We start from the raw sequence: 26,771 nt of genomic DNA, 5'->3' as shown, positions 1-26,771 counted from the left end.
GCAGAATGTTGCTCGTCTCTTTGATTTACATATTTTTCGTATGTTTAGTAATGGGATGGTTCCTGTGAACCCTGCTCAAGGATAATGAGCATATCGCAGACACAATAAACAAGGCTCCACCGATAAGATATACCCAACGAACGCCCAGTTGATCTGCGACTAGACCCAAGATAACTATGGATACACTCATAACCGTGGATATCAGGACGCCATGAGTGGTGTATACCTTGGTAAGAGATTCGACAGGTACACTGTTCTGAAGCGCTGTCTGCTGAGCCACATCACGAATCTGATTAACTGGACCCATGAGTATGCATAACACTAGAGCGAGCCAGGGCAGGTTGTTTAGACCATAAACGACGGTCAGCAGGCTGAAGAGAAGAGAACCCATGGTCATACTAGCGATTAGATGCTTCTGAATACGTTTGGCCAGTGCAAGAGCCAGAATACCTCCAAGCATGGTTCCGGCAGCGTAACTCGAGTTCATAAGTCCCCACCAACCTTCTCCTCGTCCCAGAGCTTCTTTTGCAAAGGCCAGCGTAACAGCTCCGATCCAGATGGAACCCGCCAGAGTCTGGGCAATGTCCATAAGCGTAATCAGTCGTAATGATGGATTGTTCCAAAGCATACTCCAGCCTTCTCTCAATACATTCCGCGATACAGCAGATCTCTGAGGTTGTTCTACATTCCGTGTGAGCGAGCCCATGGCAATCATGAAGATCAGAACGGCCCAAGACAGGCTTATAGCTGCCCAGAATGTCTGTGACGCCCCCCAGTTCATCACGGCGAATCCCGTCATGGCATAACCGACAATGGTTACAGTCTGATTGGAGAAAGATAGCAGGCTATTTGCTTTTATAAGGTCTTCACCTTGAACCAATCGTGGCGTTAAAGTCTTCAGTAACGGAGTTTCCCATCCGTCCAAAAAGGATAGTATGACCACTCCGATCAATAGAAGCGGCAATTGTGAAATCAAGTGATTCAACGAAATGGCTATACAGGTCATGATGAATGTTTTGGTTATGGAAATGCTGATCAATAGTCTGGAGAATGGGAAACGGTTCACAAGTAATGGCAAAGTGAAACCTGCTATTGTGCGTGCAACAATCTGAATAAGTGGAAAAATGGCAGCAGAGAGTACCGATCCAGTGAGACCGTATATATACGTAGTAATGACCATGATATATATGACATTAATAAGCGAGAGCAGCGTTTTGGCGGCCCAGTACGGATAAAATGCGATGTTCATGCCAATGATGTCCTTTCCGAAACGATATATCTATATTACGGGCATTGTCATCATTGCACCACAAACAAAGTTATCATTTTCCCGTCATTTCATCACAAAAAAAACTGCCCAACAGGGCAGTCATCTTCTAATGCCTATAATTCATGCCATAGCGAGTGTGAAGGCGATAAGTAACATCAGCAGGCTGGTCGTTCTGACCATGGTCATATATGGCCTGCTGGGTTCGGCTTCGCCCCGGGAAATCCAGCCATAGCGCAGATACCAGCCGAATTTTGGGAAACAGAGATTGATGATACAGAGTACCATGAATATAAAAAAGAGGGTTCTCATACCCATCTTCCTTTCTCACTTCTTACATAACGGATCTTATCTTAACGTTTGCGTCTGGTAAAAAAGACTACAATCAAAATGATAATGATGATAATTAACAGAAATTTCATGTATGTTCCTCCTGATGAGTTGTAAGATTATTGTGGAATGTTAGTTATCAACTATTACCCAAGAACCACATGACTTGAATAACTGTGTTACAATTAAAATATATTGATTTTATATCAACACATTCCGATTGGTTAGTTTTCTCTCCTTATAATGTACGATTGCAGAATATATAAACATTAATGTGTATGAGATGAAGGAGGAAGGCATGAGCCAACATAATCAACTCCCATTACAATGGGAATTTATCATCTCGAAAGTGAAATCCTCCGTGACGGTGGTCGATGCTACCTTGCCTGAGCTTCCGCTCATGTATGTAAACGAACACTTTACCCGGCTGACAGGATACACGTATGAAGAGTCTGTCGGACTCAATTGCCGATTTTTGCAAGGGCAGGATACAGACTCCGAAACGGTAATGCAGATCCGTGATGCATTAAAGAAACAACAATCCATTAAGATTGATATTTTAAATTATACAAAAAGTGGTCAGAAGTTCTGGAACGAACTGAATATTGATCCGATCTTTAATGAATCCGGAGAGTGTTTATATTTTGTAGGCATTCAATACGATATTTCAGAACGAAAGTATGCTGAACAGCAATTGAAGTTTGCCACTTCCATGGCTGAGATGAACAGCAGAGGGCAATTGGAATTCATCGGCAAGCTGAATCACGAGCTTCGTACCCCGCTTAACGGCATTATGGGCATGATCGAACTTGCCGGTATGGGTGAAACTACGGATGAACAGAAAGAATATCTGGAGTTAGCACGTCAATCAGGTGAGGCGCTACTTAATATCATTAACAATAGCCTGGATATGGCGAAACTGGGCAGAGGCAAAATGGATGTTGAAAACATTGAGTTTCAACCTCTGAAGCTGATTCAACAGATTGTAAAGACACATGAGCCTGCGGCACGGAATAAACACATACGTCTGCTCTGTCATGCTGATCTGAATGTTCCTGATGTGCTTATCGGTGATCCGCTAAGACTTCGGCAGGTACTGGATAATTTACTGAGTAATGCGATCAAGTTTACAGAACAAGGTGAAGTGCTGTTACAGGTGGATGTGGGGCAACAACTGATGGATACCGTTGTATTGGTATTCTCTGTGCGTGATACGGGGATTGGCATTCCTCAGCATCAGATCGAACAATTGTTTGATGCATTTACTCAGACCGACATCTCCCATGCGCGCCGATTTGGTGGAAGCGGTCTTGGTCTGACCATCTGCAAAGAACTGCTGGAACTGATGAATGGTCAGATTTCGGTGGAGAGTACAGAGGGGAAAGGCACACAGTTTGAGGTGATACTGCCCTTGCTGCGCCAACAGGCCATTCCCAATGTAGGATAATCAAACAAGCAGGACAGCCGGGCGGTCTCGGCTGTTTTTTTATTTTATTGGATTGTTTTACGAACGGGCGTTCTGTTATAATGCAAGTGTTGAATGGGGGAGACACAGCATGAGTAAGAGACGCACAAGAAGAAAACGTAAAGGCATGCAAGGTTTCAAAAAGCAGGTTCTGACGCTGGTAGCGATGCTGCTGGTAGCCCTCTATGCCTGGGCAGGGGGCGAATGGCCGGAGGAGATACCTAATCCATTCGTAGGGACTAATAAGAGTGTAGACCATACCATTACGTTCCCTTCAGAGCGTTATCCCGAAACGGCCAACCATATTAAAGCTGCTATCAAGGCAGGGCATTCGGATGTATGCACCATTGATCGTAATGGAGCGGAAGGCAATCGGGATTTATCCCTTAAAGGTGTTCCGGTCAAAAAAGGTAAGGATCGTGACGAGTGGCCCATGGCGATGTGCGCTGAGGGAGGAACAGGTGCAGATATCCAGTACATTACCCCGAAAGATAATCGTGGTGCAGGTTCATGGGTAGGGAATCAGTTAAGTACATATCCGGATGGAACACGAGTGAAGTTTGTAGTGAAGTAACAACAGGATATGGTTGGGCAGAAACAAGGATAGTCAGTCCTTTGTTGTGAGGTCAGTGGCAGCGTGCTACAGGATAAGTAGAAGAGAAAAACCAGACATGTATGCGTCTGGTTTTTTGGTATAAAGTGCTGGCATCAATGGATCTAGTTAAAGTATCTATACGCGAACTGGAGTTTCAAGGATTACAGGGCCGACTAAACGAGTTGCATTCCGCTTAAATGATGAGACCGGATGCTTAACAGACGCGTAACATGTTCCACCTCATCAAACGGTATCCACAGACTGCCGTGAACCGTACGTAAGGAGAGAATGGATGTATCAGCGGTACGCTCGGGAAATCCGGTTACCGTCTGACCGCTTGTATTACGAACCATGATCTGTTGCTTGCGCCGGATGGCAATTTCTACCTCTTTTTTCATAAGTCATTGCTCCTGATTATGAGATGTTAAATCCATATGTCAATGTTTTCAATGGTTAATTTGTCTTCTTTATCTAGTCTATCAGAACTAGGTATAGATTTCCAGAAGAGAAATCAACAATCTTCTAGGTGATTTGTCTTAGCTGTGGATGATCCGTTTTTGAATGGGGATTACGGGGTTATATTAGGGTAAAAGGAGGGGAACGGAATGACAAAATTGATCATTGGGCTGGCCCGTACCGAGAACGAGGCTATATTGATGCTGAATAAGGTCAAAGAGGAAGGGATCAAGGATAAATATTTAGGAGCGGTGGCGAAGGAGCAGCTTAATCTGGAGCTGGTGAGCGAAAAGACGGGGCTGCCCAAACCTTTGAAGGGTGCCGGAACAGATGGTGCCTTTGGCGCTCTGAAAGGCATATTGGCTGGTCTGGGGAAGCGAATGGATCAGACGATGTCGATCGGAAATGCAGTGCGCAGACTCGCTGGTAATGAGATTGGGAGTGAGACCGATGATTTGGTGCTTACACTGACTGAAGCGGGAATCTCGGAGGAGGATGCGCGGTATTACGAAGATTGGCTGTTAAAGGACCATATCTTGGTTATCGTGGAGTGCAGTGAGGAAGAAGCTGCTCGTGTTCGACCTATTTTACTTTTTTAGTTTAATTTAAGGCTGATTTTAGGTTTCTTTAATGTTGGGGAGGTATTCTTATCTCACACCTCCCTTAATATAGATTGGTTTACCGGAAGTCCGAGACCGCAACTCGGACTTTCTAGGCACTGTGAGCTGACGCTTGCAGTGCCTGTTTCATTTATATAAGTTGAACTAAAGATTATTTACACTGGCACTCCGATGACAGAATAACTTCTAATCGCTGTTATCCCCAGATTTTTTCGATTCCCTTTTCTCAAGGGAAAATCCGGTGATAGCGTATGCTTCCGATGTAGCTTTCTTTCAGAAAGCTTTTAGGCGAACGCTTCGCTTTTTCAGTTTTTTCTGTCCTCTCCGTTATCGTGTAAATCATTAGTTAAAGTTATATAGTTAGATTATTTTCAATAAAAGTGTTGCAAAGTTAATTAGTTCATGGTAAGATATCTCTTGTCGCCAAGAAATAATATCCATGCCGGGGTGGCGGAATTGGCAGACGCACAGGACTTAAAATCCTGCGGTAGGTGACTACCGTACCGGTTCGATCCCGGTCCTCGGCATCTTAAAAAAAAGATCGTATGACGCTTGTTCACCAAGCTGCATGCGATCTTTTTTTATGTTCATTAATATCAATGTCACTTCATTGCTGACCACTTCACCATGCAGCTCATAAACATAAACCCTGCATAATACATATCAGAAGGTGCATTTAACTGGCTTTTTATGAAGAGACTGAACAATGGTGTATACTATCCGTAGGCATATATTACCTTTACCTTGCTGAACGATAAGTCACAAAACCAATAAAACAATCTTATGGACGGAGGACTCAAGTTTATGTTGAAACAGCTTAAGCCATACAAGGTGTTACAGGAGCGCAGAATCGAAGAACTGAAATCGGATGCGTATCTGCTTGAACACCAGAAATCCGGGGCCAAAATTGTACTTTTGTCCAATCAGGACGACAACAAAGTATTCAGTATCGGTTTCCGCACACCTCCGGAAGATGATACAGGGGTAGCCCATATCCTCGAACACTCCGTGCTCTGCGGGTCCAAGAAATTTCCGGCCAAGGATTCTTTTGTTGAGTTGCTGAAAGGTTCATTGAATACATTCCTTAACGCCATGACGTATCCCGATAAGACGATCTATCCGATCGCGAGTCGTAATGATCATGACTTCCATAACCTGATGGACATATATCTGGATGCGGTATTAAATACAAATATTTATGAGAATGAAAAGATATTTCTACAAGAGGGCTGGAACTACAACCTGACCTCTGCAGATGATGAGTTAACTTACAACGGAGTTGTATATAACGAGATGAAGGGTGCCTTTTCTTCACCGGAACGAATGGTGCGCAGAGAAGTGCTGAACTCCCTTTTCCCGGATACCACATACTCCTCCGAGTCTGGCGGATTCCCGGAAGCTATCCTGGATCTGACCTATCAGGGGCTGCTGGATTTCCACACGAGATACTATCACCCATCCAACAGTTACATCTATCTCTACGGGGATATGGATATGGAAGAGAAGCTGCAATGGCTGGATGAAAACTACCTGAGTGCATATGATCGAATCGAGATTGATTCGGCCATTCAACTTCAACCTGCTTTTGCAGAACGGGTGGACACAGTTAAGACTTACTCTGCGGGAAGTACGGAATCGGAAGTCGATAACAGCTTCTTGACCTACAATGCGGTGATCGGCACAAGTCTGGACAAGGAACTGAACATTTCGTTCCAAATTTTGTTATACGCACTGCTGAACGCTCCGGGAGCGGTATTGAAACAGGCTTTGCTGGATAAAGGAATCGCGAAGGACGTCTACGGTTCGTATGATGACAGCCTGTATCAACCTGTATTCACTGTGGGATTGAAGAAGAGCAATCTGTCTAGCAAAGAGGATTTCCTGGGAACGGTCAAAGAAGTGCTCGAGCGTGTGGTAAAAGAAGGTTTTGATCCTAAAGCGCTGCTTGCTGGAATTAACTCGTATGAGTTCAATCACAGAGAAGCGGACTATGGCAGAATGCCGAAAGGCCTGATCTACGGATTCTCCTCCCTGCAAAGTTGGTTGTACGATGAAGATGCACCTTTCACCCATTTAGAGGCCAATGACGTATTTGCTGAACTGCGGACAAAAATGAACGAAGGTTACTTCGAGCAACTCATTGAGAAGTATATATTGCAAAACACACATACTTCCTTTGTAGCGCTTACCCCGGATAAGGGGCTGAACTCACGCAAGGAGGAAGCGTTGAAAGAACGTCTGAAAACCATTCAGGCCGGTCTTAGTGAGGAAGAAGTCCAGACGTTGATTCAGAAAACGGAAGCACTCGCCGAGTATCAGAATACACCTTCAACCAAAGAGCAGCAGCAGGTTATTCCGACGTTATCGATTGAAGATATTGAACCGAAGGCCTCTACCTTGCATCAAACGGTGAACCAGGTCGATGGCACAACCATCCTTCATCATAACCTTTACACCAACGGAATTGGTTATCTGAGACTGCTGTTTGATATCAAAGAAGTGCCACGTCATCTCCTGTCGTATGCAGGATTGCTCAAGAATGTATTGGGTTACGTGGACACTCAAAACTACTCGTTCAATGAACTGTCCAATGAAATCCATATCCATTCAGGTGGTATTCATAGCGGGATTGGATCTTATGCTAATGCGCATAAGCACAATGAATTCAAGGCGACCTATGAGTTCAACGCAAAAGTGTTGTATGACAAGCTTGGCTTTGCCTTTGATATGATCAAAGAAATTGTGTTCACATCCCGATTCGATAATTCGAAGCGGTTATATGAGATCATCTCTCAGATGAAAGGTAATCTGCAACGTAATCTGATCAATAGCGGACACTCTGCGGGAATTGGTCGGTCTTCGTCCAAACATTCAGCGGTTGCGGATTTCAGAGAAGCTGTGAGTGGTATCGCGTTTTACCAGTGGTTAGAGGATCTTCAGGCGAATTTTGAGGCTAGAAAAGAAGAGTTATCTTCCCGTCTGCAAGAGTTGACTGGGTATATTTTCAGACCAGAGAACTTGCTTGTCAGTTATACTGCCGATGAGCAGGGATATGAAGGACTGGAACAACAGGTATCTGATCTAAAAGCGAAGCTGTTCACACATGAGGTTGCCAAGGAAGCATTCTCCTTCTCACCTGCAACTCATAAGGAAGGATTCCGATCCCCTTCGGAGGTGCAGTACGTGGTGCAAACGGGCAATTATATCGACAAAGGATATCAATACACCGGTTCACTACGGGTCTTGCAGGGAATCCTGTCTCTGGATTACTTGTGGACCAATATCCGCGCCAAAGGCGGAGCCTATGGTTGCATGTCAGGCTTTAGACGCAATGGAGACAGTTACGTTGCATCGTATCGTGATCCTAATCTCGATAAAACGTACAAAGTATATGAAGAGATACCGCAATATTTGACCGATTTCCGGGCAGACGAGCGGGAAATGACGCGTTATATCATTGGTGCGATTCAGGATCTTGATACGCCGAGAACGCCTTATGGAGAAGGAGCTTTCTCCCTGGAGTGTTATCTGTCAAATGTGACTGAAGCGGATCTGCAACAGGAACGTGACGAAGTGTTAAGCACGAAGGAAAGCGACATTATCGGTTTTGCTGAGCTTTTATCGGCTATACTTGAACAACAACAGCGCTGTGTGATCGGTAATGAGAACAAGATTGAGGAACAGAAGCAAATGTTTGACGAGACGCTGGATTTAATTAAAAACTAAGCGTTAGTCTCGTTTATTCCACGATCCAATAAGCGTCAAAGCAAAAGGCACTTTTATGAGCTGGTTTCAACAGCTTATAAAAGTGCCTTTTCTAATGGGGAGGAACTGTCTCCATCCCATATGATATGAGAATGTGTGACGCGCTGCGTTGTTCAAGTGACAGCGAGCATGTTGTATATTTTCAAGGTCCGAAGATCTTCCTTTGAGATTTTTAATTCATTATATAACTCCTGATTCTCGGGCAGCGGGGTTCTGGAGAATAACATTTTTAGCGCGATCGGCATGAAAGGTCTGAAGGAGACACCCGCCATCAGTCCCCACTTTTTCTCCGATTCCTGAAAAGACGCCAAAATATTAATATATAGGTTCTCCAGCGGCGTGGCCTGATTTTTCAAAATCAGGGTGGTGAGAGTGTCATAATGCTCGGTGTGGCCCCAATACATATTCTCGCACTCTTGATAGTTCTCAAAGTCCTTCACATTCATATACATCACGGTGCGATAACGGTTGGCATCCGATTGAGCCATCATGTCAATGACACAACGAATGAGACTGTTGTTGCGCCCGTCATAGAAGTAGGAATAGAAACGAGTGGAGTTCTTGAAAAAGCTGGACGGGACCGCATTCATCAGGGGAGAAGCATGTCTTGGCTCCTGGTATAAGAGTTGCTCCACCTGAATATTGAGCGCGTTCGCAATATGATGTAACGTGACCAGATCAAGTGTAATATCTCCGCTCTCATATTTGGACAGCGTACCCTTGCTCTTGAAGATCTGATCTGCAAGCTGTTGAATGGTCAGTCCACGCCACTTCCGAAAGTTTCGTATTTTCTTGCCAACTTCCTGATTGATATTGTTCATAACTGGTTCTCCTTATGCAATGTTTCTTGAGAGTACGTGAAAATGATGAAAGTCATTCATAAAAATGATGTTACATGAGAAATATATCACTTTTTCATCGAAATACCTATTTTGGAGAAACAATTAACTTTATTTGTTTCGTCAGAATAGATTGTATTACATTTGATGCAATTCCTGCGTCATGGAATAATGGATGTAATACGACATGAAACGACAATGGAATGTTGAGCAGATAGAGGAGCAGAAGCTATGAAATATAACTTTGATGAGATTATAGACCGCACAGGTACAAATGCCATGAATACGGATGGTTTCCGTCAATATATTTTTAATGCCACAAAGGACATGACTTTTCCATTCAAAGATGTAGAATTTATTCGCATGTGGATTGCAGATATGGAATTTGCCACACCTCCCGAGATTCTGGATGCAGTTAAGGAGCGTCTGGACCGTAGAATCATGGGTTACTCCCAAGTATTCGATCCCGCATACTACGAAGCTGTCTCCAATTGGATGAAAAGATACTATGACTGGTCCTTCGCGAAGGAGCATTTGGAGACCTCAAACGGGATCATCCCCGCTTTATATGAACTGGTGGAATATATCTGTCAATCGGATGAGAAAGTACTGATCGTAACCCCGTCTTATGGTTTCTTCAAGTCAGCTGCGGAGCATAACAATCTTGAACTGGTGTGTTCGGATATGATCAACGATCAGGGGCGTTACTCGATTGATTTTGAGGATTTTGAAGCCAAGGCCAAGGATGAGAAGGTAAGGGTATGTATTTTCTGCAACCCGCATAATCCATCTGGACGCGTCTGGACAACGGAGGAGTTACAACGTGTGGGTGAGATCTGCCTGCGGAACAACGTATGGGTCATTTCGGATGAGATTCACTGTGATCTGCTGCGGACGGGCAAAAGACATACGCCACTTGCAAAGCTGTTCCCGGATACGGATCGAATCATTACATGTATGTCCCCGAGCAAAACATTCAACATGGCTGGTCTGATGTTCTCTAATGTCATCATTCCGAACAAAGCACTTCGAGACATTTGGCAGGCACGCCATTATGGTTTCAAAAACCCACTGAGCATTGCTGCCACTCAAGCGGCTTACGAAATGGGTGATGAATGGCTGAAACAATTAAAAGGGTATCTAGACGCCAATTTCGCCTGCGTAGAACAGTATGTGAAGCAGCATCTGCCACTGGCTGTTTTTCATATCCCGGAAGCCACGTATCTGGCCTGGATTGATATCTCGGCATATGCTCCACAAAATGTAAGTTTACCTTTATTCTTCGCTGAGCAAGCGGGTGTATTGCTCGAAGATGGGCATATGTTTGTAGCCAATGGTGAGGGTTGTATTCGGTTGAATCTGGCTTGTCCCCGTTCTGTCCTTCAGGAAGGGTTACGAAGAATCAGCAGTGTGCTTGTGAAAGAAGTCGAAGAGGTGCCCGTTCAAGTATAAAGTCATCAAGTCATCACGCAACAGCGAGGTGACTTTTTTGTATAAGTATACTGAATGCAGCAAGAATACGATTTATTTCGAGGTGAACGTATACCCTGATGTGCAATTCTGGTCTGCTGTCCCCGGTTATGTTAAAATGGTGGATAGTCTATGAGTTGCATGACATGCGGCTCTCAGAAGGAAGAGCCCAGTAGTTGGGCTGAACGAAACTGCATTCATCAGGGGAAAGGAGCCTATACATATGTTTGGAAACGATTGGGACAAGGTGCTTCAGGAAGAAACGGAAGCCGAATATTTTAATAAGATTCGTTACACTCTCGCCGCCGAGTACAAAACGCAGACGGTCTTTCCGCCCAAAGAAGACCTGTTCTCGGCACTGAAGCTGACGCCGTATCATCAGGTTAAGGCTGTTATTATTGGTCAGGACCCTTATCACGGAGCGGGACAGGCTCATGGATTAAGCTTTTCGGTTAGACCGGGAGTGCGTGTACCGCCTTCTCTGAAAAATATATATAAGGAACTTCATGCCGATCTGGACCTACCAATTCCGAATCATGGATCTCTGGTTCATTGGGCGCAGCAGGGAGTCCTGCTATTAAATGCCGTTCTGACGGTTCGTGAAGGTCAGCCGAACTCCCATCAGGCACTGGGATGGCAGACGTTTACGGATGCGGTTATTCGCGCGTTGAATGAACGTTCAGAGCCAATGGTATTTATGTTATGGGGCAGTCATGCCCAGAAGAAAGGTGCTTTTATTAACAGGGACAAGCACCTTGTACTGGAGTCTACACATCCAAGTCCGCTGGCTGCGCATCGTGGATTCCTCGGCAGTCGTCCCTTTTCCAAAGCCAATGATTTCTTGACCTCCAAAGGTATTGAACCGATCGACTGGAAGATACCTGAAAACTAGACAGATGGAGGTGAGAACATTGCGACATTGGATAGGACGAAAAGTAGCGGTATATCGTGCAACAGGCATACGGGAGCCATTGAAGGGAACGCTGGTCGAGTGGGATGAAGAAGCGGAATGTGTACGGATCGGACCGAAACGGATTAAGGTATCGTTTGACAATATCGCAATGATCAGACCTCTTCCCGAAGAGAGTCTACCCTTAAAGAAAGCACGTTCTGAAGTGCACAAGGTTGGATATGTGATGAAAAAGGCGATTCAGTTCGAAAATGCGATCTATTTCAAGTCACAGGTTATGATCTGGCGCCGGGCCAAAATTGTAGCGTTATCCACGACGATTCTGCGTCATGACGAGGATCAGGTTGAACTTGCAGATGGTCGGGTTCTTCGTAAAGACAAGCATATGTTTGTCGTACGTTCACGCCGTGGGATACGTTAATTATACGAAGATTTAATATTCATTTCATGCAAAGATCATACGAATTTAATGTTTGGTCTGTATATTAGGTAATAACAACCCCTTCTAAATTGATGTGTATTGAAATGGGAGCCCGACCGGCTGCAAACGGTCGGGTTTTTTTTGTCCATTGGTTCTGTTAACCTGTTATACGTTGTACATACCCATAACATTCATGTTATATATTATTAAAATGGATCAATTGAACTAAACATTTACACGAGAACGTAGAGGGCAGAAATAACCTGAAGAAGCGGAGCGTTCGCCTAAAAGCTTTCTGAAAGAAAGCTACATCGGAAGCATACGCTATCCCAAGATTTTCACCTTTGTAAAATTGAATCAAAAAATCTGGGGATAACAGCGATCGGAAGGTTGTTCTGTCATCGAAGTGGCAAGTGTAAATATTCTTTAGTTCAATCTAAATAGATCATGAGAAGGAGTGAAACCCAATGAAACGTATAGCTGTTTTTGCAGGCTCCAATCCGGGAAATCACCCCGATTATACAGAGAAGGCTATTCAACTGGGCAAACAGATTGCTGATAGTGGTTATGCACTGGTCTATGGTGGTTCTTGCATGGGCTTGATGGGTGCAGTAGCCGATGCTGCTCTTGAGCAAGGGGGAGAGGTAATCGGGGTTATGCCTACCGGATTGTTCCGGGGCGAGGTTGTTCATGGAGGGCTCACACAACTGATTGAAGTGGGAACCATGCATGAACGGAAGGCTACGATGGCTGAATTATCCGATGGATTCATTGCACTTCCCGGAGGTATGGGTACATTTGAAGAACTATTCGAGGTACTGTGCTGGGCACAGATCGGTATTCATCGTAAACCTGTTGGCTTATTGAATGTCAACGGATATTATGGACCGCTGATGAAGATGGTAGAACACAGCGTACAGGAAGGATTCTCCAACACCTCGCATCTCAGCCTGTGGAGTCTGGAAGCTGATCCGGCTGAACTGCTCAAACAAATGTCATCCTATATTCCTGCAGAGCTGACTCAGAAGTGGTCACAACTCAACGGGAAATGAGGGAGAATTTTCGATCTGCCCAAGCAAGTTGCGCTATCGGACATAGTCTATAGTGTACTTCGATGAAGAGGGGAGTGTCACTGATGAGCGAACTCAAAGGTACAGGTTACGGATATTGCGGAGGCTTCGGTGGTGGAGCATGGACATCAACAGGTGCAATTCTGGTATTGTTCATTCTGTTGGTTATTATCTCTCGCACATTCATTCTGTAATTCGGTCAGTATCCCGGGACGGGGATCACGCTGCAGAGGCAGCGCCCGAATAAAAAATGACCTTTCCAAAGAGACGTCGGTATATGCCGGCGTTTCAGGGGAACGGTTTTTTGACGTTTTCCAGCATACGTAAATAATTGAAAAAGCAAAAACCTGCCCCTGAATAAGGTCAGAAGCAGGAGAGAGCCTCCTGAGCCATTAGCTACGTAACAAGCAGCTTACACCACAACAGCAGTTTGATCCGGATTACTTAACGATTTCCAGGCGATATATAGCCCGATGGCGGCTGCAATTAAGGAGAGTATTGCTGCAACAATAGCCAGCTGATCCAGTGTGTTGGGTGAACTGGAGTTAAGAGATCGCTGATTAGCCGTCTTGCCGGATTTGTTTTTGATATGGACAGATGCTCTGGAATGCCTGGAAGCCGACTGTAACTGGGATGTATGAGGACGCGTAGGTATCGATTTTTTCTTTGAGGGATTCAATAGTCAACCTCCTTATAACGGAGTTCAGTGCTTCCATCGTTCATACTATGTTATGTCGATTTTCAGATTGAGTTCGCAAAAATGAGTGAATCCCCAGCCCGTTAGATGTTGGGCCCGGTCGCTAGTATTAGCGAAGCAGGTAACCCATTATACGCTCTGTTAATACAGGTCTAACAAACGGTGTTTATAGTGAGGATCATAGAGTGAAGCTTGAACACAGGAGGCGCTGGAATGAGGAACATGGAGATTATTGCCCATCGCGGTGCATCTGCCGTATGCCCGGAGAATACGATGAGCGCTTTTGAACGGAGTCTGGAGCTTGGAGCAACAGGCATTGAAACCGATGTGCAGATGACGAGTGATGGCAGACTGGTACTGATTCATGATGAGACGTTAAGCCGAACTGGCGGCGCAGAAGGCTGGGTTAAGGATACGACTTACCATCAATTGCGCACACGGGATGCGGGGTCCTGGTTCCATGCTGATTTTACCGGGGAACGTATTCCTTCTCTGGAGGAGTTATTCAAGCTGGTACAGGGGAAAGGAACACTGCTTAATCTGGAATTGAAAAATGGTATTGTGAGTTATAAGGGGATGGAAGAGAAGGTTATACAAGCGATCCGGGATTGGAATCTGGAGCAACAGGTTGTGCTGTCGAGCTTCAATCATGCTTCGCTTGTGAGATGTAAACGCCTTGCCCCGGAGATTCGTACAGCACTTCTATATATGGAAAAGCTGTACCGTCCCTATGATTATGCCGCCAAACTCGAAGCTTCCGGCCTTCATCCCTACAAGCTGGCAGTCACACAAGAAGATGTTGCTGCTGCACTGGCACATGGCGTTGTTACCTATCCATTTACCGTGAATGATCCTGTCGAGATGCAGGCCATGATTGACATGGGTGTGCAAGGGATCATTACCGATGTTCCGGATGTCCTGGCATCCTTACTTACGGTACATGCCCGTTAAACGAGTCTGTATTTTACATGTTCTACATATGCAATGATAAGGCTGTGTTCGAGCTTTTTGGCTCTTGCGCAGCCTTTTTGCGGGTAAAATTGTGTGCAAATCTTCATATATGCAATAAACATGTCCTATTTGTCCATTGCCAGCGCCGGTGGATTCACTTACAATGGTTTATGGGAATGAGAATCAATATCATTAAAGTTCGGTATTTATAGAGAGGTGATTGTTATGTACATAGGTTTGAGCAGTACCACTCATAGCGAGGGTGGGCGCGTATGAGTTCACAAGCTTCACCAGAAAAACATAATCCGGATTCACCCACTGCGAAGATACACACTCGTCCGTGGGCAGCCACGCTTATTCTTACAGGGGGAGTTTTGCTACTCGCTCTGGGTATGGCGTTGTCCATTTCTTTTGGCGCTGCTGATATTAAGCTTAGTGTAGTCTGGAAGGCTATCTTTGATTTCAATCCTGAATTGACTCCACATCAGATTATATGGGAGATTCGGTTACCACGTATTCTTGGAGGAGCAATGGTAGGTGCATGTTTCGCTGTAGCTGGTGCGATCATGCAGGGCATGACTCGTAACCCGCTGGCCGATTCAGGTCTGCTTGGGTTAAATGCGGGAGCTGGATTTGCACTTGCAGTTTGTTTTGCCTTCTTCCCTGGCTTGCCATTTATGTATATCATCATGTATTCCTTCCTTGGGGCAGGGCTTGGTGTCCTGTTGGTGTATGGTTTTGGTGCAGCTTCCAAATCAGGCCTTACACCACTACGCCTTGTACTTGCAGGTGCAGCTGTATCAGCGATGTTGTCGGCACTCAGTGAAGGGATTGCATTGTATTTCAGAATTGGACAAGATCTGGCTTTCTGGACAGCCGGTGGTGTAGCCGGAACGAAGTGGTCTCAACTTGAGGTCATGTTCCCATGGGTACTCGCGGCACTGATCGCAGGTCTTCTCATCTCCCGTTCCATTACTCTGCTTAGTCTCGGAGAAGATATTGCGGTGGGCTTGGGGCAACGTACTGGGTTGATCAAGCTCATAGGCCTGATTGTTGTACTGATTCTCGCGGGTACAGCTGTGTCCGTGGTGGGTGCGGTCGGTTTTGTTGGACTCATTATTCCCCATCTCACGCGGAAGCTGGTTGGGGTAGATTATCGCTGGATTATTCCATGTTCCGCTGTGATGGGGAGTTTGCTACTCGTATTTGCGGATCTGGCTGCACGTATGATTAACCCGCCGTACGAGACGCCAATTGGCGCATTGGTTGCCCTCATCGGGGTACCATTCTTCCTGTATCTGGCGCGTAAAGAAAGGAGGACTCTGTAACGATGGAATCCTCAACAATAGTTGGAGCAGAGCGCAAGAAGAGAACCAAGAGTACGATTGTCCTCATTGTGCTTGCCCTATTAATTATTACGGCTTTTGTGGTGAGCATGAACACAGGTTTTACCAAGCTTTCGCCGCTTGAGGTGTTGCGAACCCTGTTTGGTGGAGGCACGGCGAAACAGGAATTGATCCTGTTTGAATTCCGTCTGCCACGGATTGTGATTTCGGTGCTGGTCGGGGCCGGACTTGCGTTATCTGGTTGTATTTTGCAGGGAGTATCTCGGAATGCGTTGGCAGATCCGGGGATCCTCGGGATTAATGCAGGTGCTGGTCTGGTCGTCATGTTATTTGTTTCCTTTTTCCCGACAACGACAGCAGCGCCGGTATTTCTTTTGCCAATTCTGGCCCTGATCGGTTCCGGTTTTGCTGCATTTCTGATCTACGTTCTCTCTTACAAAAAAGGAGAGGGCATTATGCCTACTCGTATGTTGCTTACGGGGATCGGGGTAGCGGCGGGAATCAGTTCTGCCATGATCGTGCTTACGTTACGGCTTAGTCCGGAAAAATATCAATTTGTAGCTACCTGGATGGCAGGCAGCATCTGGGGTTCGAACTGGAAATTTGTAACGGCATTGCTACCGTTTCTTATTATTCTTGTCCCGCTTGTTCTGTATAAGGCACGTGTACTAAACGTACTGAATCTGGGGGACCAGACTGCAAGTGGACTCGGGACTCCGGTTGAGCGTGAGCGACTGATTTTGCTTGCGGCTGCTGTAGGACTTGCCGGCTCATGTGTATCTGTGAGTGGGGGGATCGGTTTTGTAGGTCTGATCGGACCGCATTTGGCGCGTCGTCTGGTGGGTCCAAAACATCAATTCCTTTTACCCGCATCTGCACTGATCGGTTCTTTGCTCGTACTGGTTGCAGATACGCTCGGTCGTGTCATCCTGCAGCCTTCGGAGATTCCTGCGGGGATCCTGGTTGCCATTATTGGTGCGCCATACTTCCTGTACCTCTTAAGCAAGACGAAATAGAACGTAATCATTATTGTGTGATTGCATAAGGAGGACTTCAGTCCATGCTTCGCCGTTTCTTTGCCTATTATAGGCCTTACAAAAAGCTTTTTATTCTTGACTTCAGCTGTGCGATTCTAGTCGCGCTGCTTGAACTGGCTTTTCCACTGGCGGTCAACCGGGTAGTCGATGATCTGCTGCCAGGCGGTCGCTGGGACTGGATTCTATGGGCATGTCTGGCATTGCTCGGCATCTACTTATTGAATTCATTTTTGAACTTCGTGGTTACCTATTGGGGACACAAGCTAGGCATTAACATTGAGACGGATATGCGTAAAAGTCTGTTTAATCATGTGCAGAAGTTATCGTTTCGTTTCTTCGATAATACAAAAACAGGACACCTCGTCTCCCGCATGACTAACGACCTGATGGATATCGGTGAGATTGCCCATCATGGTCCAGAGGATGTATTTATCGCGGTCATGACCCTAATTGGGGCATTCAGCATCATGATGAGCATTAACGGAAATCTGGCGGTGTTAACCTTTATCATCGTACCGTTGATTATTTATCTGTCGCTCTACTTTGGTAGCAAAATGTCCAAGGCATTCAGCCGAATGTTTGGAGATATTGCGGACTTCAACGCTCGTGTAGAGAACAATATTACAGGTATCCGTGTTGTTCAGGCTTTTGCCAATGAAGAGCATGAAAAAGCACAATTCGCTGTGAACAACGGTCGTTTCCGTCAGACCAAGCTGATCGCATACAAAATCATGGCCTGGAACTCCTCTGTCAGTTATATGCTGATGAAGCTGGTATCCCTCTTTGTCTTGGTATGCGGAACATGGTTTGTCATTAAAGGCAGTATGACCTACGGTCAGTTCATTGCATTTATTATGCTGTCCAATGTGTTCCTGACACCGATTCAGAAGATCAACTCGGTTATTGAGACGTATCCGAAAGGGATTGCAGGCTTTAAACGTTATACGGAGTTACTTGATATGGAACCGGATGTGGAAGATCGTCCAGGAGCCGTTACAGTATCCCATTTGCGTGGAGATATCCGTTATGAGCAAGTGACCTTTGGTTATTCAGATCAGGAGCCTGTGCTCAAAGGTATTGATCTAAACGTACGTGCAGGTGAAACTGTAGCGCTTGTCGGTCCATCAGGGGCAGGTAAAACAACGCTATGCAGTCTGCTGCCGCGGTTCTATGATGTGCTGGAAGGTCGCATCACGATCGATGGGCAGGAGATACAGGGTATGACACTGGACTCCTTACGTAGTCATATCGGAATTGTACAACAGGACGTGTTCCTCTTCGATGGAAGCATTCGGGAGAACATTGCCTACGGCAAGCTGGATGCATCCGAAGAAGAAATCTGGATGGCCGCTAGACGTGCCCAGATGGAACCTTTGATTCAATCGATGCCGGAAGGATTGGATACGTTAATTGGTGAACGCGGTGTGAAGCTGTCCGGTGGACAGAAACAGCGTTTATCTATTGCCCGTATGTTCCTGAAAAACCCGCCAATTCTGATCCTGGACGAAGCCACATCCGCGCTGGATACAGAAACGGAAGCGGCGATTCAGCAATCCCTTGCTGAACTGTCAGAGGGTCGGACCACACTGGTTATTGCTCACCGATTGGCTACGATCAAAAATGCAGACCGCATTATTGTCGTTGCTGAACAAGGTATTACGGAGCAGGGACGTCATGAAGAATTACTCGCAGCTGGTGGGGTGTATAGCCGCCTTCACTATGCGCAGTTTGGCGCGTAACCTATTCAATGTGGATGTAACAATGTAAATACGAGAAGTAACGCCATCGTTGTTGACTTGGAAGGAGTCAGGACGGTGGCGTTTTTTCTTTTTCATAATTATTGTGTGAGTCTGAGGTGCAACGTTGTTATCTGTCTGTGATCATGAATGTGGAAACGGGTAATATAGTAAAGAGAACGCTTAACGTGTAAGATATGTTCATCATCTTGAAGATGTAGGAGGTGCACGATATGCAGTTGAACGATATGCTGAAAATTCTTATAACCTGTCTATTATTTATTCTGATTTGGTGGCTACTGACTCAAGGGATTCGCAAAATTTCCAGTACTCGTGCGGGGTCCGGTTTCCAACGCTGGGGTGGATGGTCCATTGGACTTTTCATTGTTGGCGCTGTGCCACTCGGTTTTTCGCTATACACAGAGATCTTTGATAAGCGCCTGGATGCCAACATCGGGTTAGGTCTAGCCATGCTGTTTGTTTGGGCTTATTGTGTGATCTTGTTGTGTGCGGCGTTGATGATCTGGGGAAGGTACGTGTACAAAAGGGATATGAAGAAGTGAATATTTGGGTTGATCGTGTTGAGCCCGTCAGGAAGTTAAGGGTGAGCTGACAGCTGTATTTGTAACAATAAACTGATATGGAACGTTAATTTTAGAAAGAGGTGTTATTAAAGGGGGATTTACATATGTCCAACCTTCGTCGAGTCCTCATATTGCTCTCAATCCTAATCGTATGCCTTACGGGATGTTCAGGACATATCGAGTGCAACTCCGTGCAGACTCAAGCCAATGCACCAAGTGAAGATGGATTCACTGGTTATGTGGTTGAACGCAAAGACAATTCCATTCTTGTGGTTGATCCTGCATATGAGGATTTCAGTGCGAACGGAGGAAAAAATCGGTATTATCCGGCAAAATGGTTCTCCAATGCGCCTGATCCGCAGATCGGCTCCTATGTTGAAGTCTGGACGGATGGAGGCCCGGAAAATGAACCCTATCCTGGGCAGGCCAGAGCAGAAAAGATAGCGGTATCTTGTCCAGTGGCACCGGATGGCGCGCATATGACGGATGCGGATGCGATTCGTAGCGGACTTCTTTCACCTGATGCAGAGAACATCCGTGTTCCAGTCATTGAGGACAAGCGGTTTGATGCAGATTCAGGGACATGGACCCTTCTTATGCGAGATGCGATGACAGCGAATGAAGGGCAAGTAGTTCATGTGACCGTGAAGGACGAGAAGCAAGTTAAGATACAAGGCGAAGAATAAGGAGTTCATAGCTTTATGATGGTGGAGAAGCGTGCGTTGCACAAGATATGATTCAAATTGAAAGAAGTGACACGGATTGATTCATTGTAAGCTATCATGATTTTTGAACCGCCTGTAAGTTCTCTTACTGTCCATCATGTATTATGATTCTATAAAAAGGGAAAGGACTCCTCTGCCCATGGAACTATCAAGGTCTCAGCAATTAGCTCAAGAGCATGTAACCAATTATGCAAGAAGCCGCAAAAATGAAGCGGAGCAAACCATTAGGGAAATCCTTCGTATGTCCAACATCGAGCTGAAGACATTTGAAGATGCTATCACTAAACTAAAATCTCATGCAAGTATCGCGCTACACTTTCACCCAGATCGATTAGATCCGAATATGAAAAGCGTGGCTGAGGCACTACTTGAGCAGGGGGTTTATAAAAGTCAGTTTGAGACTTTCTTATCGAATGGAAGTGTATCCGCATTTTCAGGCGGTGAACGTGACGTTTGGGAAAATAAAATGTTTGGCGGAGCGTACCAAATAAATGGCTCAACCAATAGCGAACGGCCCAAGTATGGGGCACTCAATGTTATGTTACATCCCGATGGACCTGCTCCACGTTTTGGATCATGTTATCTCCTTTTATCGACTGAGGTCTCTCATCGTTGCACGTATACATATTTGGATTCTCACCAAGACCCCGAGGAAAAGGGAACGTATGAGGAATTTGACCTCATTTTGGCTGCTCTCTTGAGGGATGTATTCTATAGTAATTTTGCCATTGGTGAAAGAAATCTAACGGTTCAAAAGTTAATCGATTATATGCTCGTCAATCTTGAGAAACCATTCCAAAATCCATCAAACCAAGAGCCAAACCGAAATCTGGACCATTATATCGAAGCTCAGGTTCATGGTGATATTTCCCTTGAAAAAGATGTCAAGATGCTTGTTGCCGACCCATCATTTAAAGGCACCCATACTGGACGAATCTTAGAGCAGATATGTTTAAAGTATTCCATTGATCTCCACTGGCACATGGGCTTTACACTATTGGTTGATGAGGTTCCTATGGATTTTCGAGGTCCTTTGATGCCTTCACTAGCCAAGAGAATTGCAAAAAGTGATTTTATTGATGCAAATATCATTGGTTCTGCAGCTATGGACTTGAAACGAAACCCAAGCCATTGGAGCGATCGAGGAACCTACAAAGAAGTTCTACAAGAGTTAAAATTACTCTGGCATGTCTTAGTGAGATATGGAAAGCCAATGGAAGAGTGAAATAGTACTCTAACAACCTTGAGCGCTTAACCGTTCAAGGTTGTTTTTTATCATTCAAACGGATTACTGACTATACATTTATCTATAAATCTGCTGTCACAAAAACGAACGTATGTTTTACAAATACATTGACTTTTTGTCCTGACAATAATATATTGTTGTCAGGACAAAAAAAAGAGGTGAAGCAAATGTCCGCCAAAAAGATGGGGCGGCCTAAATCTGACAAACCCAAAAGCAGAACGATTGAAATACGTGTCGATGAGGAAATTATGAACAAGCTCGATATTTCGGCTGAGAAGCTGAATACGAATCGATCAGACATCGTTCGCAAAGGGATTGAGAAGATTTACGACGAACTCCAAAAATGAAAAAAGGAAGCAGCGTAAGTCCCACGAAGAACACGCTGCTTCCTAACCCACAATCACTTGTTGAATGAGCGACTGCATAAATATCCTATCATGTGTAGAACGTTCATTCAAGTGAGGTGCGAATTGATATACAGGAGGATGCACATGAATTCGATATTAGAAGCATTATATAATGGACGACTTCGACCGGATGAGATGATGATGCCGACACATCCTGAATACCAAGCGTTAGGACGGCAGATTGCAGCTCTGACAGAGCAGTGGAAGAATCGATTGAGCGGGGAAGAATTCCGTGAGCTTGAACAGTTATTTGACTTGTGTGGCAGATGTGAGGGCATGCATACGGAAGCAGCGTTTGCACAAGGTTTTCGTCTGGGTGCCAACATGTTAATTGAAGTCATGAGTCAGCGTGAGGAATCGGTGTTGGAGTTTAACTAAGTTTAACGATGTCAGCAGAGATCCGGTTTACTTTTACAGCTAAGTTCTCAGGAAATGACGTGCATACAACATACTTATTTTGCACCATAAAATGGTATCATAAATATATTATAACAAGGCCCTCGAACCTTCTCTGCATTCAGCAACAGGGTTCGAGGGCTTTACTTAAACATACAGTTAACAATATATATAGGGGAAGAACCTGTTAAACTAATTGTTTTTTAATCCGCAATATTCCCTGCCATCTTCAGACGACGCGCAATTTCCTTAAAGTCTTCTTGCGAAATACCTGGTGCAAACTCTTCCTCGACCGCAGGAGCTTCCGGAATCGGGAATCCTTCAGGTATCCCTTGAATGACTTCCAGAGGTTGTCCATCTTCGGGGTGAGTTCCTTTCCAGATCTGTCCAATCGTGTTGAAATCTTTATCACTATAGGTATACAGCTTGGTGTGTACCCCTTTTTCTTCATATTTGCGAGCCTCGTTGAAGGCTTTGTTGTTCAGTGAAGGAATAGGCACCAGCTTGGTCACATTTACGCCAGTTGCAATCTCAAGTGCTTTCGCATATGCGACAACATGAACGCCGCCACGTACCAGCAGGAAACCAACCACTTCCCGGGCTGCCGGGTGATCCGTCATCTCATATACTTTCATTTTATGAGTACGAGCGCCACATTCTAGGAAGAAGTTATGCAGCAGATCCTCGACCAGGTTGCCACTGTTGAAGACGTTTGCTCCTGTCCATGGATTACCCATAGAGTCAAAAGGCATTGCGCCTTGTGCACCTGCCAGATAGTGATACGACAGACGAGCATCTTTTACGGAACCAAGCGGCGTATCATCGGGTTCTTTGTACTCGGTTGAACCTCTGAGGCACTTGTTAATGCCATGAGACACGAGCTCAACATGACCCAATTCTTCGGCGGTAATGCTCATGACGAGGTCATAGAAAGGCTTCAGCTTTTCTTTGGATCGAAAATTAAACGATTGATAGAGGTAGTTGTTCAACGTTGACATTTCTCCGAATTTGCCGCCGAGTAATTCTTGTATAGCTGCCGCAGCATTCGGATCTGGCTTCTCGACATTGGGAATCTCAATCAGGATTTCATCCAAGCGTTTGAACATTCGGGTGTAACCTCCTCTTATTGGTATTGCAGATCGTGTAGAGTTTCAGATCGTGAAGTCACTCTGTCATGGCCTATTACACGTCTATTGGTTTTTTTAAACAAAAAATCAACCAAATGGGACTTAAGCATCGGATAACGCAAGCCGCATATCTTCTCCCATTTGTTATTTCCAATACCGTAAAATTTATGTATAATCAAACATTCAAACGAGTCTTCACGTACAAGAGAAGAGAGTCATGAATCCATAAAGGAGTAAGAGATGAACAAGCGTTGGATACGAATAGTTGGGATTGTAATGTTTCTAATGATTCTGATGTACATAAGCAGCGAGAATGCCATAGCATATGTCGTTACGAACGAGGTTCAGGTCGATGAAGCAACGAGGCAGTTACTTGAAAAGAAATACGGGTTGGAGCGTCCTGAGGAACCACAGATACAACAACATTTTCTCTCGGGTGATTGGGGAGTGAGTTTCCGGACGGAGCCTCCTGATTCGTTTGACCGACTTGTTCATGTGGTTCCTTTTTCCCTACGGCCACTGGCCTGGATCTTTCGTTTATTCGTGTAAAATGAAACCCGGACGGGCAATATAACAGAAACATATTGTCCCAAGGAGTGAGTGAAATGAGAATGCTCATCGTTACCGTCATGTCGGTAGTTCTGAGTTTAGCCGGAATTACATCAGGCACAGGCGCCGCCATCCCTGATTATGCGAAGTGGGGAATTATTGCGGTCAAAGAAACACAGACCAAGTATAATGTGGATATTTTGGACTATAAGCATATCGGTCGCACCTCTCTAACAGCAGATCAATCACGGGAACAGTTCAAGCTATGGGTTCGTGCGAAAGACGGCAAACAATTCGCAGTCTATGTAAATGTTGATTTTAATCCATCTACACAGCAATTAAAGAAAGTACAATTTTCCGAATCGGATCGACACTGATCCGCTGGACTTGGTCATTACAAGCCATGTTTTCATATTAGCTATACTATGGGTTGAACCAGACTGCCTTAATCATTAAGGTGAACGTCTGGTTTTTTATTTTACAAAAATCCTTTTTTTACTATTGAATAAAGAACTTATGTTCGCATATAATATGAAATACAAACAAACGTTCTTATCGGAGGGATGATTATGCTAGGGAAATATATTGGCCAGGTGGTGGAGCTTGTCTACATGGATCGTGCAGGGCAGATTACGCAGCGACAGATTCGAATTAACAGTGTACGTGGCGGGATGATTAGAGCATCAGCGGGAAAAGAAGGCTCACCCCGAACATTTCTGGAGCAAGGTATTCTGGCATGGCGTCCTGTTACCGATCTGAATGGGGAGGTAAAGTATGCTGAACGACTTTGAACGCAAGATTTTGCGTATTATGGTGAACTATGCAGGGCAACGGCGCAGGTTGCCGCGAATGGATGAACTGGAGAACAAGACGGGACGAAGCAGAGCTTACATTCATGAGTCTTTGCTGGAGCTTGAACGCACCGGGCACATCGCGTGGGAGAACCGGTCTAATCTCGAAGGGATACAGATTTTGCAGGCATGGGAACAGGTACAACAGCCGGTTCGCAAAAGCCAGCCTTCCGGAGACTCCGTAAAATATTTTACGGACTACTAATCATAATAAGAAAACACCAACCCGGGTAACCGGATCGGTGCTTATTGTGTCACATGTACGACATGTGTATCTATTTTAGAAATGGGGAAGTTGGTCCAGGTTGTTGGTTGGGTCACCGTCGGCATCGCCGCGAATGTACATTTCGCCATCCTTGCCTTTAAATACATTCACACCGGCAATAGCGCCAGCCTGTACTTCTGCAAGTGCCTGCTGATAATCCAGTACACGTCCTGCCGAAGTCTGAAAGGCTGTCAGGTCACCGTCGCCATTTTTCTGTACAGCTGTGAAACTCTCGCGTGTTGTTTGATCCATGATGTCACACTCTCCTTATATGACGAGATAGGAATCTGCTTACCTGATTAGCCTATCCCAATTCATCGGAAGTATGCGCCATATGCTAATAAAGACCTGCCAACGCGGAGGTTTTACAAGCTCTTTCTCATACGAACATGCAGAATATCTGCATCATAAAAAGGTTCTTCCGAAATCACTTCATAACCCAGTTTTTCATAGAATTTCTGTGCCTGACACTGCGCATCCAGTACAGAATAGGATAAGCCGAGTTCACGTGCCAGCTCCTCCATCGCGAGCAAAAGCACACGTCCATAACCAAATGAACGATGAGATTCAAGCACCGCGATCCGCTGCATTTTGGCCGTATCCTTGCTGTAATAGATCAGACGTCCTGTGGCTACTGCTTGCCCATCTGTACTTAACAATACATGATGCACATCTGGACTGATGACATCATATTGATCAATCTCAATCTCGGCAGGCACCTGTTGCTCGATCACAAAAACGTGATGGCGAATTCCCAAGGCTTGCTCCAGTTGTTCTTCTGTCGTTACATAACTAATCTCAGCTGCCAATTCCATTCCTTCTTTCTGCTCTTGCGCGACATATCAGACTGAATTATACAAAAAAATGTTTTTCCTGTATAGTGAAGTCTGGAACATATTGGGAGAGGAGGGGGTAGTGATGGGCATGACAGGCATCATGGTAATTACATTGTTAATGTCGGCGGGAATGATTACTCTGTTGTATTACGTTACGAAGAAAGCATACTCACGCAAGTGGGATGAAGATGAGTAATTCACCTGTTAACCTTCACGGCAAGACTTCACTGCTTCCTCGTGGAGAATACACATCTTGAATTACAGATTTGGAGTACACGTCCAGCCAGACGGGCAGAGACTCATCATTTTCATTGGGCTGTTGTAATTGTTGGAATTGTACCGTATGTTCATCCCTCTCCAAGCCGCAACCAGTAACGGTTGTAATGAGAATCACAAGCCCAACGCAGGGGAAGAAGCATTTGGCAAATGTATGTTTATTGGATCTTGACCGTTTTGTTATGCTTCTCATAGGGAATTCACCTCATTGTAGAAATGGTAATCTTTCCTTTATTGTGCACCATTTCGGGTGAATTATAACCAAATAAATCATTGACAATGAACACGGTTACTTGATATGATACTGTTACTTGATTGGGAAACCATTATATATCATGATCTGTTAGCTCAGCTAAGTTTGAATACATCATAATTATTACAGGGCGATAGCTCAGCGGGAGAGCATTATCTTGACAGGGTAAGGGTCGTGGGTTCGATCCCCACTCGTCCTATATGAAAAAATTAGAGGCAACTTCTTTTGAGAATTATATCTCAAGAGGAGTTGTTTTTTTATATAATAATATGGCTACCTCC

General features: G+C 45.0%; 31 protein-coding genes and 2 tRNA genes. 24 read left to right on the top strand and 9 right to left on the bottom strand.

Annotation, left to right across the window (positions count from 1 at the left end):
- Positions 1–25: 25 nt before the first annotated feature.
- Both MKY66_RS20555 and MKY66_RS20550 read right to left on the bottom strand, forming a co-directional pair.
- Positions 26–1,249 (bottom strand): MFS transporter, encoded by a 1,224-nt coding sequence (locus MKY66_RS20555; RefSeq protein WP_076211487.1) that lies wholly within the window; start codon positions 1,247–1,249, stop codon positions 26–28.
- 141 nt (positions 1,250–1,390) lie between these two features.
- Positions 1,391–1,579, bottom strand: coding sequence for a DUF6199 family natural product biosynthesis protein (locus tag MKY66_RS20550; protein WP_051447369.1), 189 nt, complete (start codon positions 1,577–1,579; stop codon positions 1,391–1,393).
- A gap of 316 nt (positions 1,580–1,895) precedes the next feature.
- Here MKY66_RS20550 and MKY66_RS20545 point away from each other — a divergent pair, with 316 nt between their 5' ends.
- Both MKY66_RS20545 and MKY66_RS20540 read left to right on the top strand, forming a co-directional pair.
- Positions 1,896–3,044: an ATP-binding protein gene (locus tag MKY66_RS20545; protein WP_076211485.1), complete on the top strand. Its 1,149-nt coding sequence runs from the start codon at positions 1,896–1,898 to the stop codon at positions 3,042–3,044.
- Positions 3,045–3,153: 109 nt separating this feature from the next.
- Positions 3,154–3,636, top strand: a complete 483-nt coding sequence (locus MKY66_RS20540) for a NucA/NucB deoxyribonuclease domain-containing protein (protein WP_083657086.1) — start codon at positions 3,154–3,156, stop codon at positions 3,634–3,636.
- 194 nt (positions 3,637–3,830) lie between these two features.
- Here MKY66_RS20540 and MKY66_RS20535 read toward each other — a convergent pair whose 3' ends face one another.
- Positions 3,831–4,055 (bottom strand): hypothetical protein, encoded by a 225-nt coding sequence (locus MKY66_RS20535; protein ID WP_017687353.1) that lies wholly within the window; start codon positions 4,053–4,055, stop codon positions 3,831–3,833.
- A gap of 207 nt (positions 4,056–4,262) precedes the next feature.
- Between MKY66_RS20535 and MKY66_RS20530 the strand changes: the two genes are divergently transcribed.
- From MKY66_RS20530 to MKY66_RS20520, 3 genes are all read left to right on the top strand, one after another.
- A complete protein-coding gene (locus MKY66_RS20530; protein ID WP_076211483.1) occupies positions 4,263–4,712 on the top strand; it encodes a general stress protein in 450 nt (149 codons plus the stop codon).
- Between the two features lie 462 nt (positions 4,713–5,174).
- Positions 5,175–5,260: transfer RNA gene (locus MKY66_RS20525), tRNA-Leu, on the top strand.
- Positions 5,261–5,537: 277 nt separating this feature from the next.
- The gene (locus tag MKY66_RS20520; protein WP_076211481.1) at positions 5,538–8,459 is read left to right on the top strand and encodes an insulinase family protein; all 2,922 of its coding nucleotides are present in this window, start codon (positions 5,538–5,540) and stop codon (positions 8,457–8,459) included.
- Positions 8,460–8,611: 152 nt separating this feature from the next.
- Here MKY66_RS20520 and MKY66_RS20515 read toward each other — a convergent pair whose 3' ends face one another.
- Entirely contained in the window at positions 8,612–9,319 is a 708-nt protein-coding gene (locus MKY66_RS20515) for a helix-turn-helix transcriptional regulator (RefSeq protein ID WP_017687366.1), read from the bottom strand.
- Between the two features lie 249 nt (positions 9,320–9,568).
- Here MKY66_RS20515 and MKY66_RS20510 point away from each other — a divergent pair, with 249 nt between their 5' ends.
- From MKY66_RS20510 to MKY66_RS20490, 5 genes are all read left to right on the top strand, one after another.
- Positions 9,569–10,789 carry a MalY/PatB family protein gene (locus MKY66_RS20510; protein ID WP_076211479.1) on the top strand — a complete coding sequence of 407 codons (1,221 nt, stop codon included), beginning with the start codon at positions 9,569–9,571 and terminating at the stop codon, positions 10,787–10,789.
- 241 nt (positions 10,790–11,030) lie between these two features.
- A complete protein-coding gene (ung, locus tag MKY66_RS20505; protein WP_076211477.1) occupies positions 11,031–11,699 on the top strand; it encodes a uracil-DNA glycosylase in 669 nt (222 codons plus the stop codon).
- A 19-nt stretch (positions 11,700–11,718) separates the two neighbouring features.
- Positions 11,719–12,138: a hypothetical protein gene (locus tag MKY66_RS20500; RefSeq protein WP_017687369.1), complete on the top strand. Its 420-nt coding sequence runs from the start codon at positions 11,719–11,721 to the stop codon at positions 12,136–12,138.
- A 467-nt stretch (positions 12,139–12,605) separates the two neighbouring features.
- Positions 12,606–13,190: a TIGR00730 family Rossman fold protein gene (locus MKY66_RS20495; RefSeq protein ID WP_076211475.1), complete on the top strand. Its 585-nt coding sequence runs from the start codon at positions 12,606–12,608 to the stop codon at positions 13,188–13,190.
- An 83-nt stretch (positions 13,191–13,273) separates the two neighbouring features.
- Positions 13,274–13,402 carry a hypothetical protein gene (locus tag MKY66_RS20490; RefSeq protein WP_255319930.1) on the top strand — a complete coding sequence of 43 codons (129 nt, stop codon included), beginning with the start codon at positions 13,274–13,276 and terminating at the stop codon, positions 13,400–13,402.
- A gap of 218 nt (positions 13,403–13,620) precedes the next feature.
- Here the strand turns inward: MKY66_RS20490 and MKY66_RS20485 are convergent, their stop codons facing one another.
- Complete coding sequence (locus MKY66_RS20485; protein ID WP_076211469.1) at positions 13,621–13,887, bottom strand: hypothetical protein; 267 nt, start codon at positions 13,885–13,887, stop codon at positions 13,621–13,623.
- Between the two features lie 231 nt (positions 13,888–14,118).
- Here MKY66_RS20485 and MKY66_RS20480 point away from each other — a divergent pair, with 231 nt between their 5' ends.
- The 9 genes from MKY66_RS20480 (at position 14,119) to MKY66_RS20440 (ending at position 22,315) form a co-directional block, all read left to right on the top strand.
- Positions 14,119–14,856 carry a glycerophosphodiester phosphodiesterase gene (locus tag MKY66_RS20480; protein ID WP_076211467.1) on the top strand — a complete coding sequence of 246 codons (738 nt, stop codon included), beginning with the start codon at positions 14,119–14,121 and terminating at the stop codon, positions 14,854–14,856.
- A 272-nt stretch (positions 14,857–15,128) separates the two neighbouring features.
- Positions 15,129–16,184, top strand: coding sequence for an iron ABC transporter permease (locus MKY66_RS20475; protein WP_036614761.1), 1,056 nt, complete (start codon positions 15,129–15,131; stop codon positions 16,182–16,184).
- A gap of 2 nt (positions 16,185–16,186) precedes the next feature.
- Complete coding sequence (locus tag MKY66_RS20470) at positions 16,187–17,218, top strand: iron ABC transporter permease (RefSeq protein WP_036674863.1); 1,032 nt, start codon at positions 16,187–16,189, stop codon at positions 17,216–17,218.
- 44 nt (positions 17,219–17,262) lie between these two features.
- Complete coding sequence (locus MKY66_RS20465) at positions 17,263–18,978, top strand: ABC transporter ATP-binding protein (RefSeq protein WP_076211465.1); 1,716 nt, start codon at positions 17,263–17,265, stop codon at positions 18,976–18,978.
- Between the two features lie 230 nt (positions 18,979–19,208).
- Entirely contained in the window at positions 19,209–19,538 is a 330-nt protein-coding gene (locus MKY66_RS20460; RefSeq protein WP_076211463.1) for a hypothetical protein, read from the top strand.
- 125 nt (positions 19,539–19,663) lie between these two features.
- Positions 19,664–20,245 carry a DUF3221 domain-containing protein gene (locus MKY66_RS20455; protein WP_076211461.1) on the top strand — a complete coding sequence of 194 codons (582 nt, stop codon included), beginning with the start codon at positions 19,664–19,666 and terminating at the stop codon, positions 20,243–20,245.
- A gap of 178 nt (positions 20,246–20,423) precedes the next feature.
- Entirely contained in the window at positions 20,424–21,509 is a 1,086-nt protein-coding gene (locus MKY66_RS20450; RefSeq protein WP_076211458.1) for a DUF3626 domain-containing protein, read from the top strand.
- Between the two features lie 188 nt (positions 21,510–21,697).
- On the top strand, positions 21,698–21,877 hold the full coding sequence (locus MKY66_RS20445; RefSeq protein WP_017687382.1) for a ribbon-helix-helix domain-containing protein: 180 nt from the start codon (positions 21,698–21,700) through the stop codon (positions 21,875–21,877).
- Between the two features lie 144 nt (positions 21,878–22,021).
- Positions 22,022–22,315 (top strand): DUF6809 family protein, encoded by a 294-nt coding sequence (locus tag MKY66_RS20440; RefSeq protein WP_076211456.1) that lies wholly within the window; start codon positions 22,022–22,024, stop codon positions 22,313–22,315.
- A gap of 221 nt (positions 22,316–22,536) precedes the next feature.
- Here MKY66_RS20440 and MKY66_RS20435 read toward each other — a convergent pair whose 3' ends face one another.
- The gene (locus MKY66_RS20435) at positions 22,537–23,439 is read right to left on the bottom strand and encodes a manganese catalase family protein (protein ID WP_036614750.1); all 903 of its coding nucleotides are present in this window, start codon (positions 23,437–23,439) and stop codon (positions 22,537–22,539) included.
- 261 nt (positions 23,440–23,700) lie between these two features.
- On the opposite strand from MKY66_RS20435, the gene MKY66_RS20430 reads away from it, so the two are divergent.
- The 4 genes from MKY66_RS20430 (at position 23,701) to MKY66_RS20415 (ending at position 25,065) form a co-directional block, all read left to right on the top strand.
- The gene (locus MKY66_RS20430; RefSeq protein ID WP_076211455.1) at positions 23,701–24,009 is read left to right on the top strand and encodes a hypothetical protein; all 309 of its coding nucleotides are present in this window, start codon (positions 23,701–23,703) and stop codon (positions 24,007–24,009) included.
- Positions 24,010–24,065: 56 nt separating this feature from the next.
- Positions 24,066–24,386 carry a DUF3889 domain-containing protein gene (locus MKY66_RS20425; RefSeq protein ID WP_036614744.1) on the top strand — a complete coding sequence of 107 codons (321 nt, stop codon included), beginning with the start codon at positions 24,066–24,068 and terminating at the stop codon, positions 24,384–24,386.
- A gap of 192 nt (positions 24,387–24,578) precedes the next feature.
- Positions 24,579–24,800, top strand: a complete 222-nt coding sequence (locus tag MKY66_RS20420) for a hypothetical protein (RefSeq protein WP_076211452.1) — start codon at positions 24,579–24,581, stop codon at positions 24,798–24,800.
- Positions 24,784–25,065, top strand: coding sequence for a hypothetical protein (locus MKY66_RS20415; protein ID WP_076211450.1), 282 nt, complete (start codon positions 24,784–24,786; stop codon positions 25,063–25,065). Before MKY66_RS20420 ends, MKY66_RS20415 begins: the two co-directional genes overlap by 17 nt.
- Before the next feature lie 75 nt (positions 25,066–25,140).
- On the opposite strand, the gene MKY66_RS20410 is transcribed toward MKY66_RS20415, so the two are convergent.
- The 3 genes from MKY66_RS20410 to MKY66_RS20400 all read right to left on the bottom strand — a co-directional run bounded on the left by MKY66_RS20410 (position 25,141) and on the right by MKY66_RS20400 (position 26,430).
- Complete coding sequence (locus MKY66_RS20410) at positions 25,141–25,377, bottom strand: DUF3892 domain-containing protein (RefSeq protein ID WP_076211448.1); 237 nt, start codon at positions 25,375–25,377, stop codon at positions 25,141–25,143.
- 113 nt (positions 25,378–25,490) lie between these two features.
- Positions 25,491–25,934, bottom strand: coding sequence for a GNAT family N-acetyltransferase (locus tag MKY66_RS20405; protein WP_076211716.1), 444 nt, complete (start codon positions 25,932–25,934; stop codon positions 25,491–25,493).
- A gap of 238 nt (positions 25,935–26,172) precedes the next feature.
- On the bottom strand, positions 26,173–26,430 hold the full coding sequence (locus MKY66_RS20400; protein WP_076211446.1) for a hypothetical protein: 258 nt from the start codon (positions 26,428–26,430) through the stop codon (positions 26,173–26,175).
- 187 nt (positions 26,431–26,617) lie between these two features.
- On the opposite strand from MKY66_RS20400, the gene MKY66_RS20395 reads away from it, so the two are divergent.
- Positions 26,618–26,689, top strand: a tRNA-Val gene (locus tag MKY66_RS20395).
- Positions 26,690–26,771 lie beyond the last annotated feature (82 nt).

The sequence above is a fragment of the Paenibacillus sp. FSL R5-0766 genome (assembly GCF_037971845.1).
GTDB lineage: Bacteria > Bacillota > Bacilli > Paenibacillales > Paenibacillaceae > Paenibacillus.
This window is presented reverse-complemented; position numbering and strand designations above follow the sequence as displayed.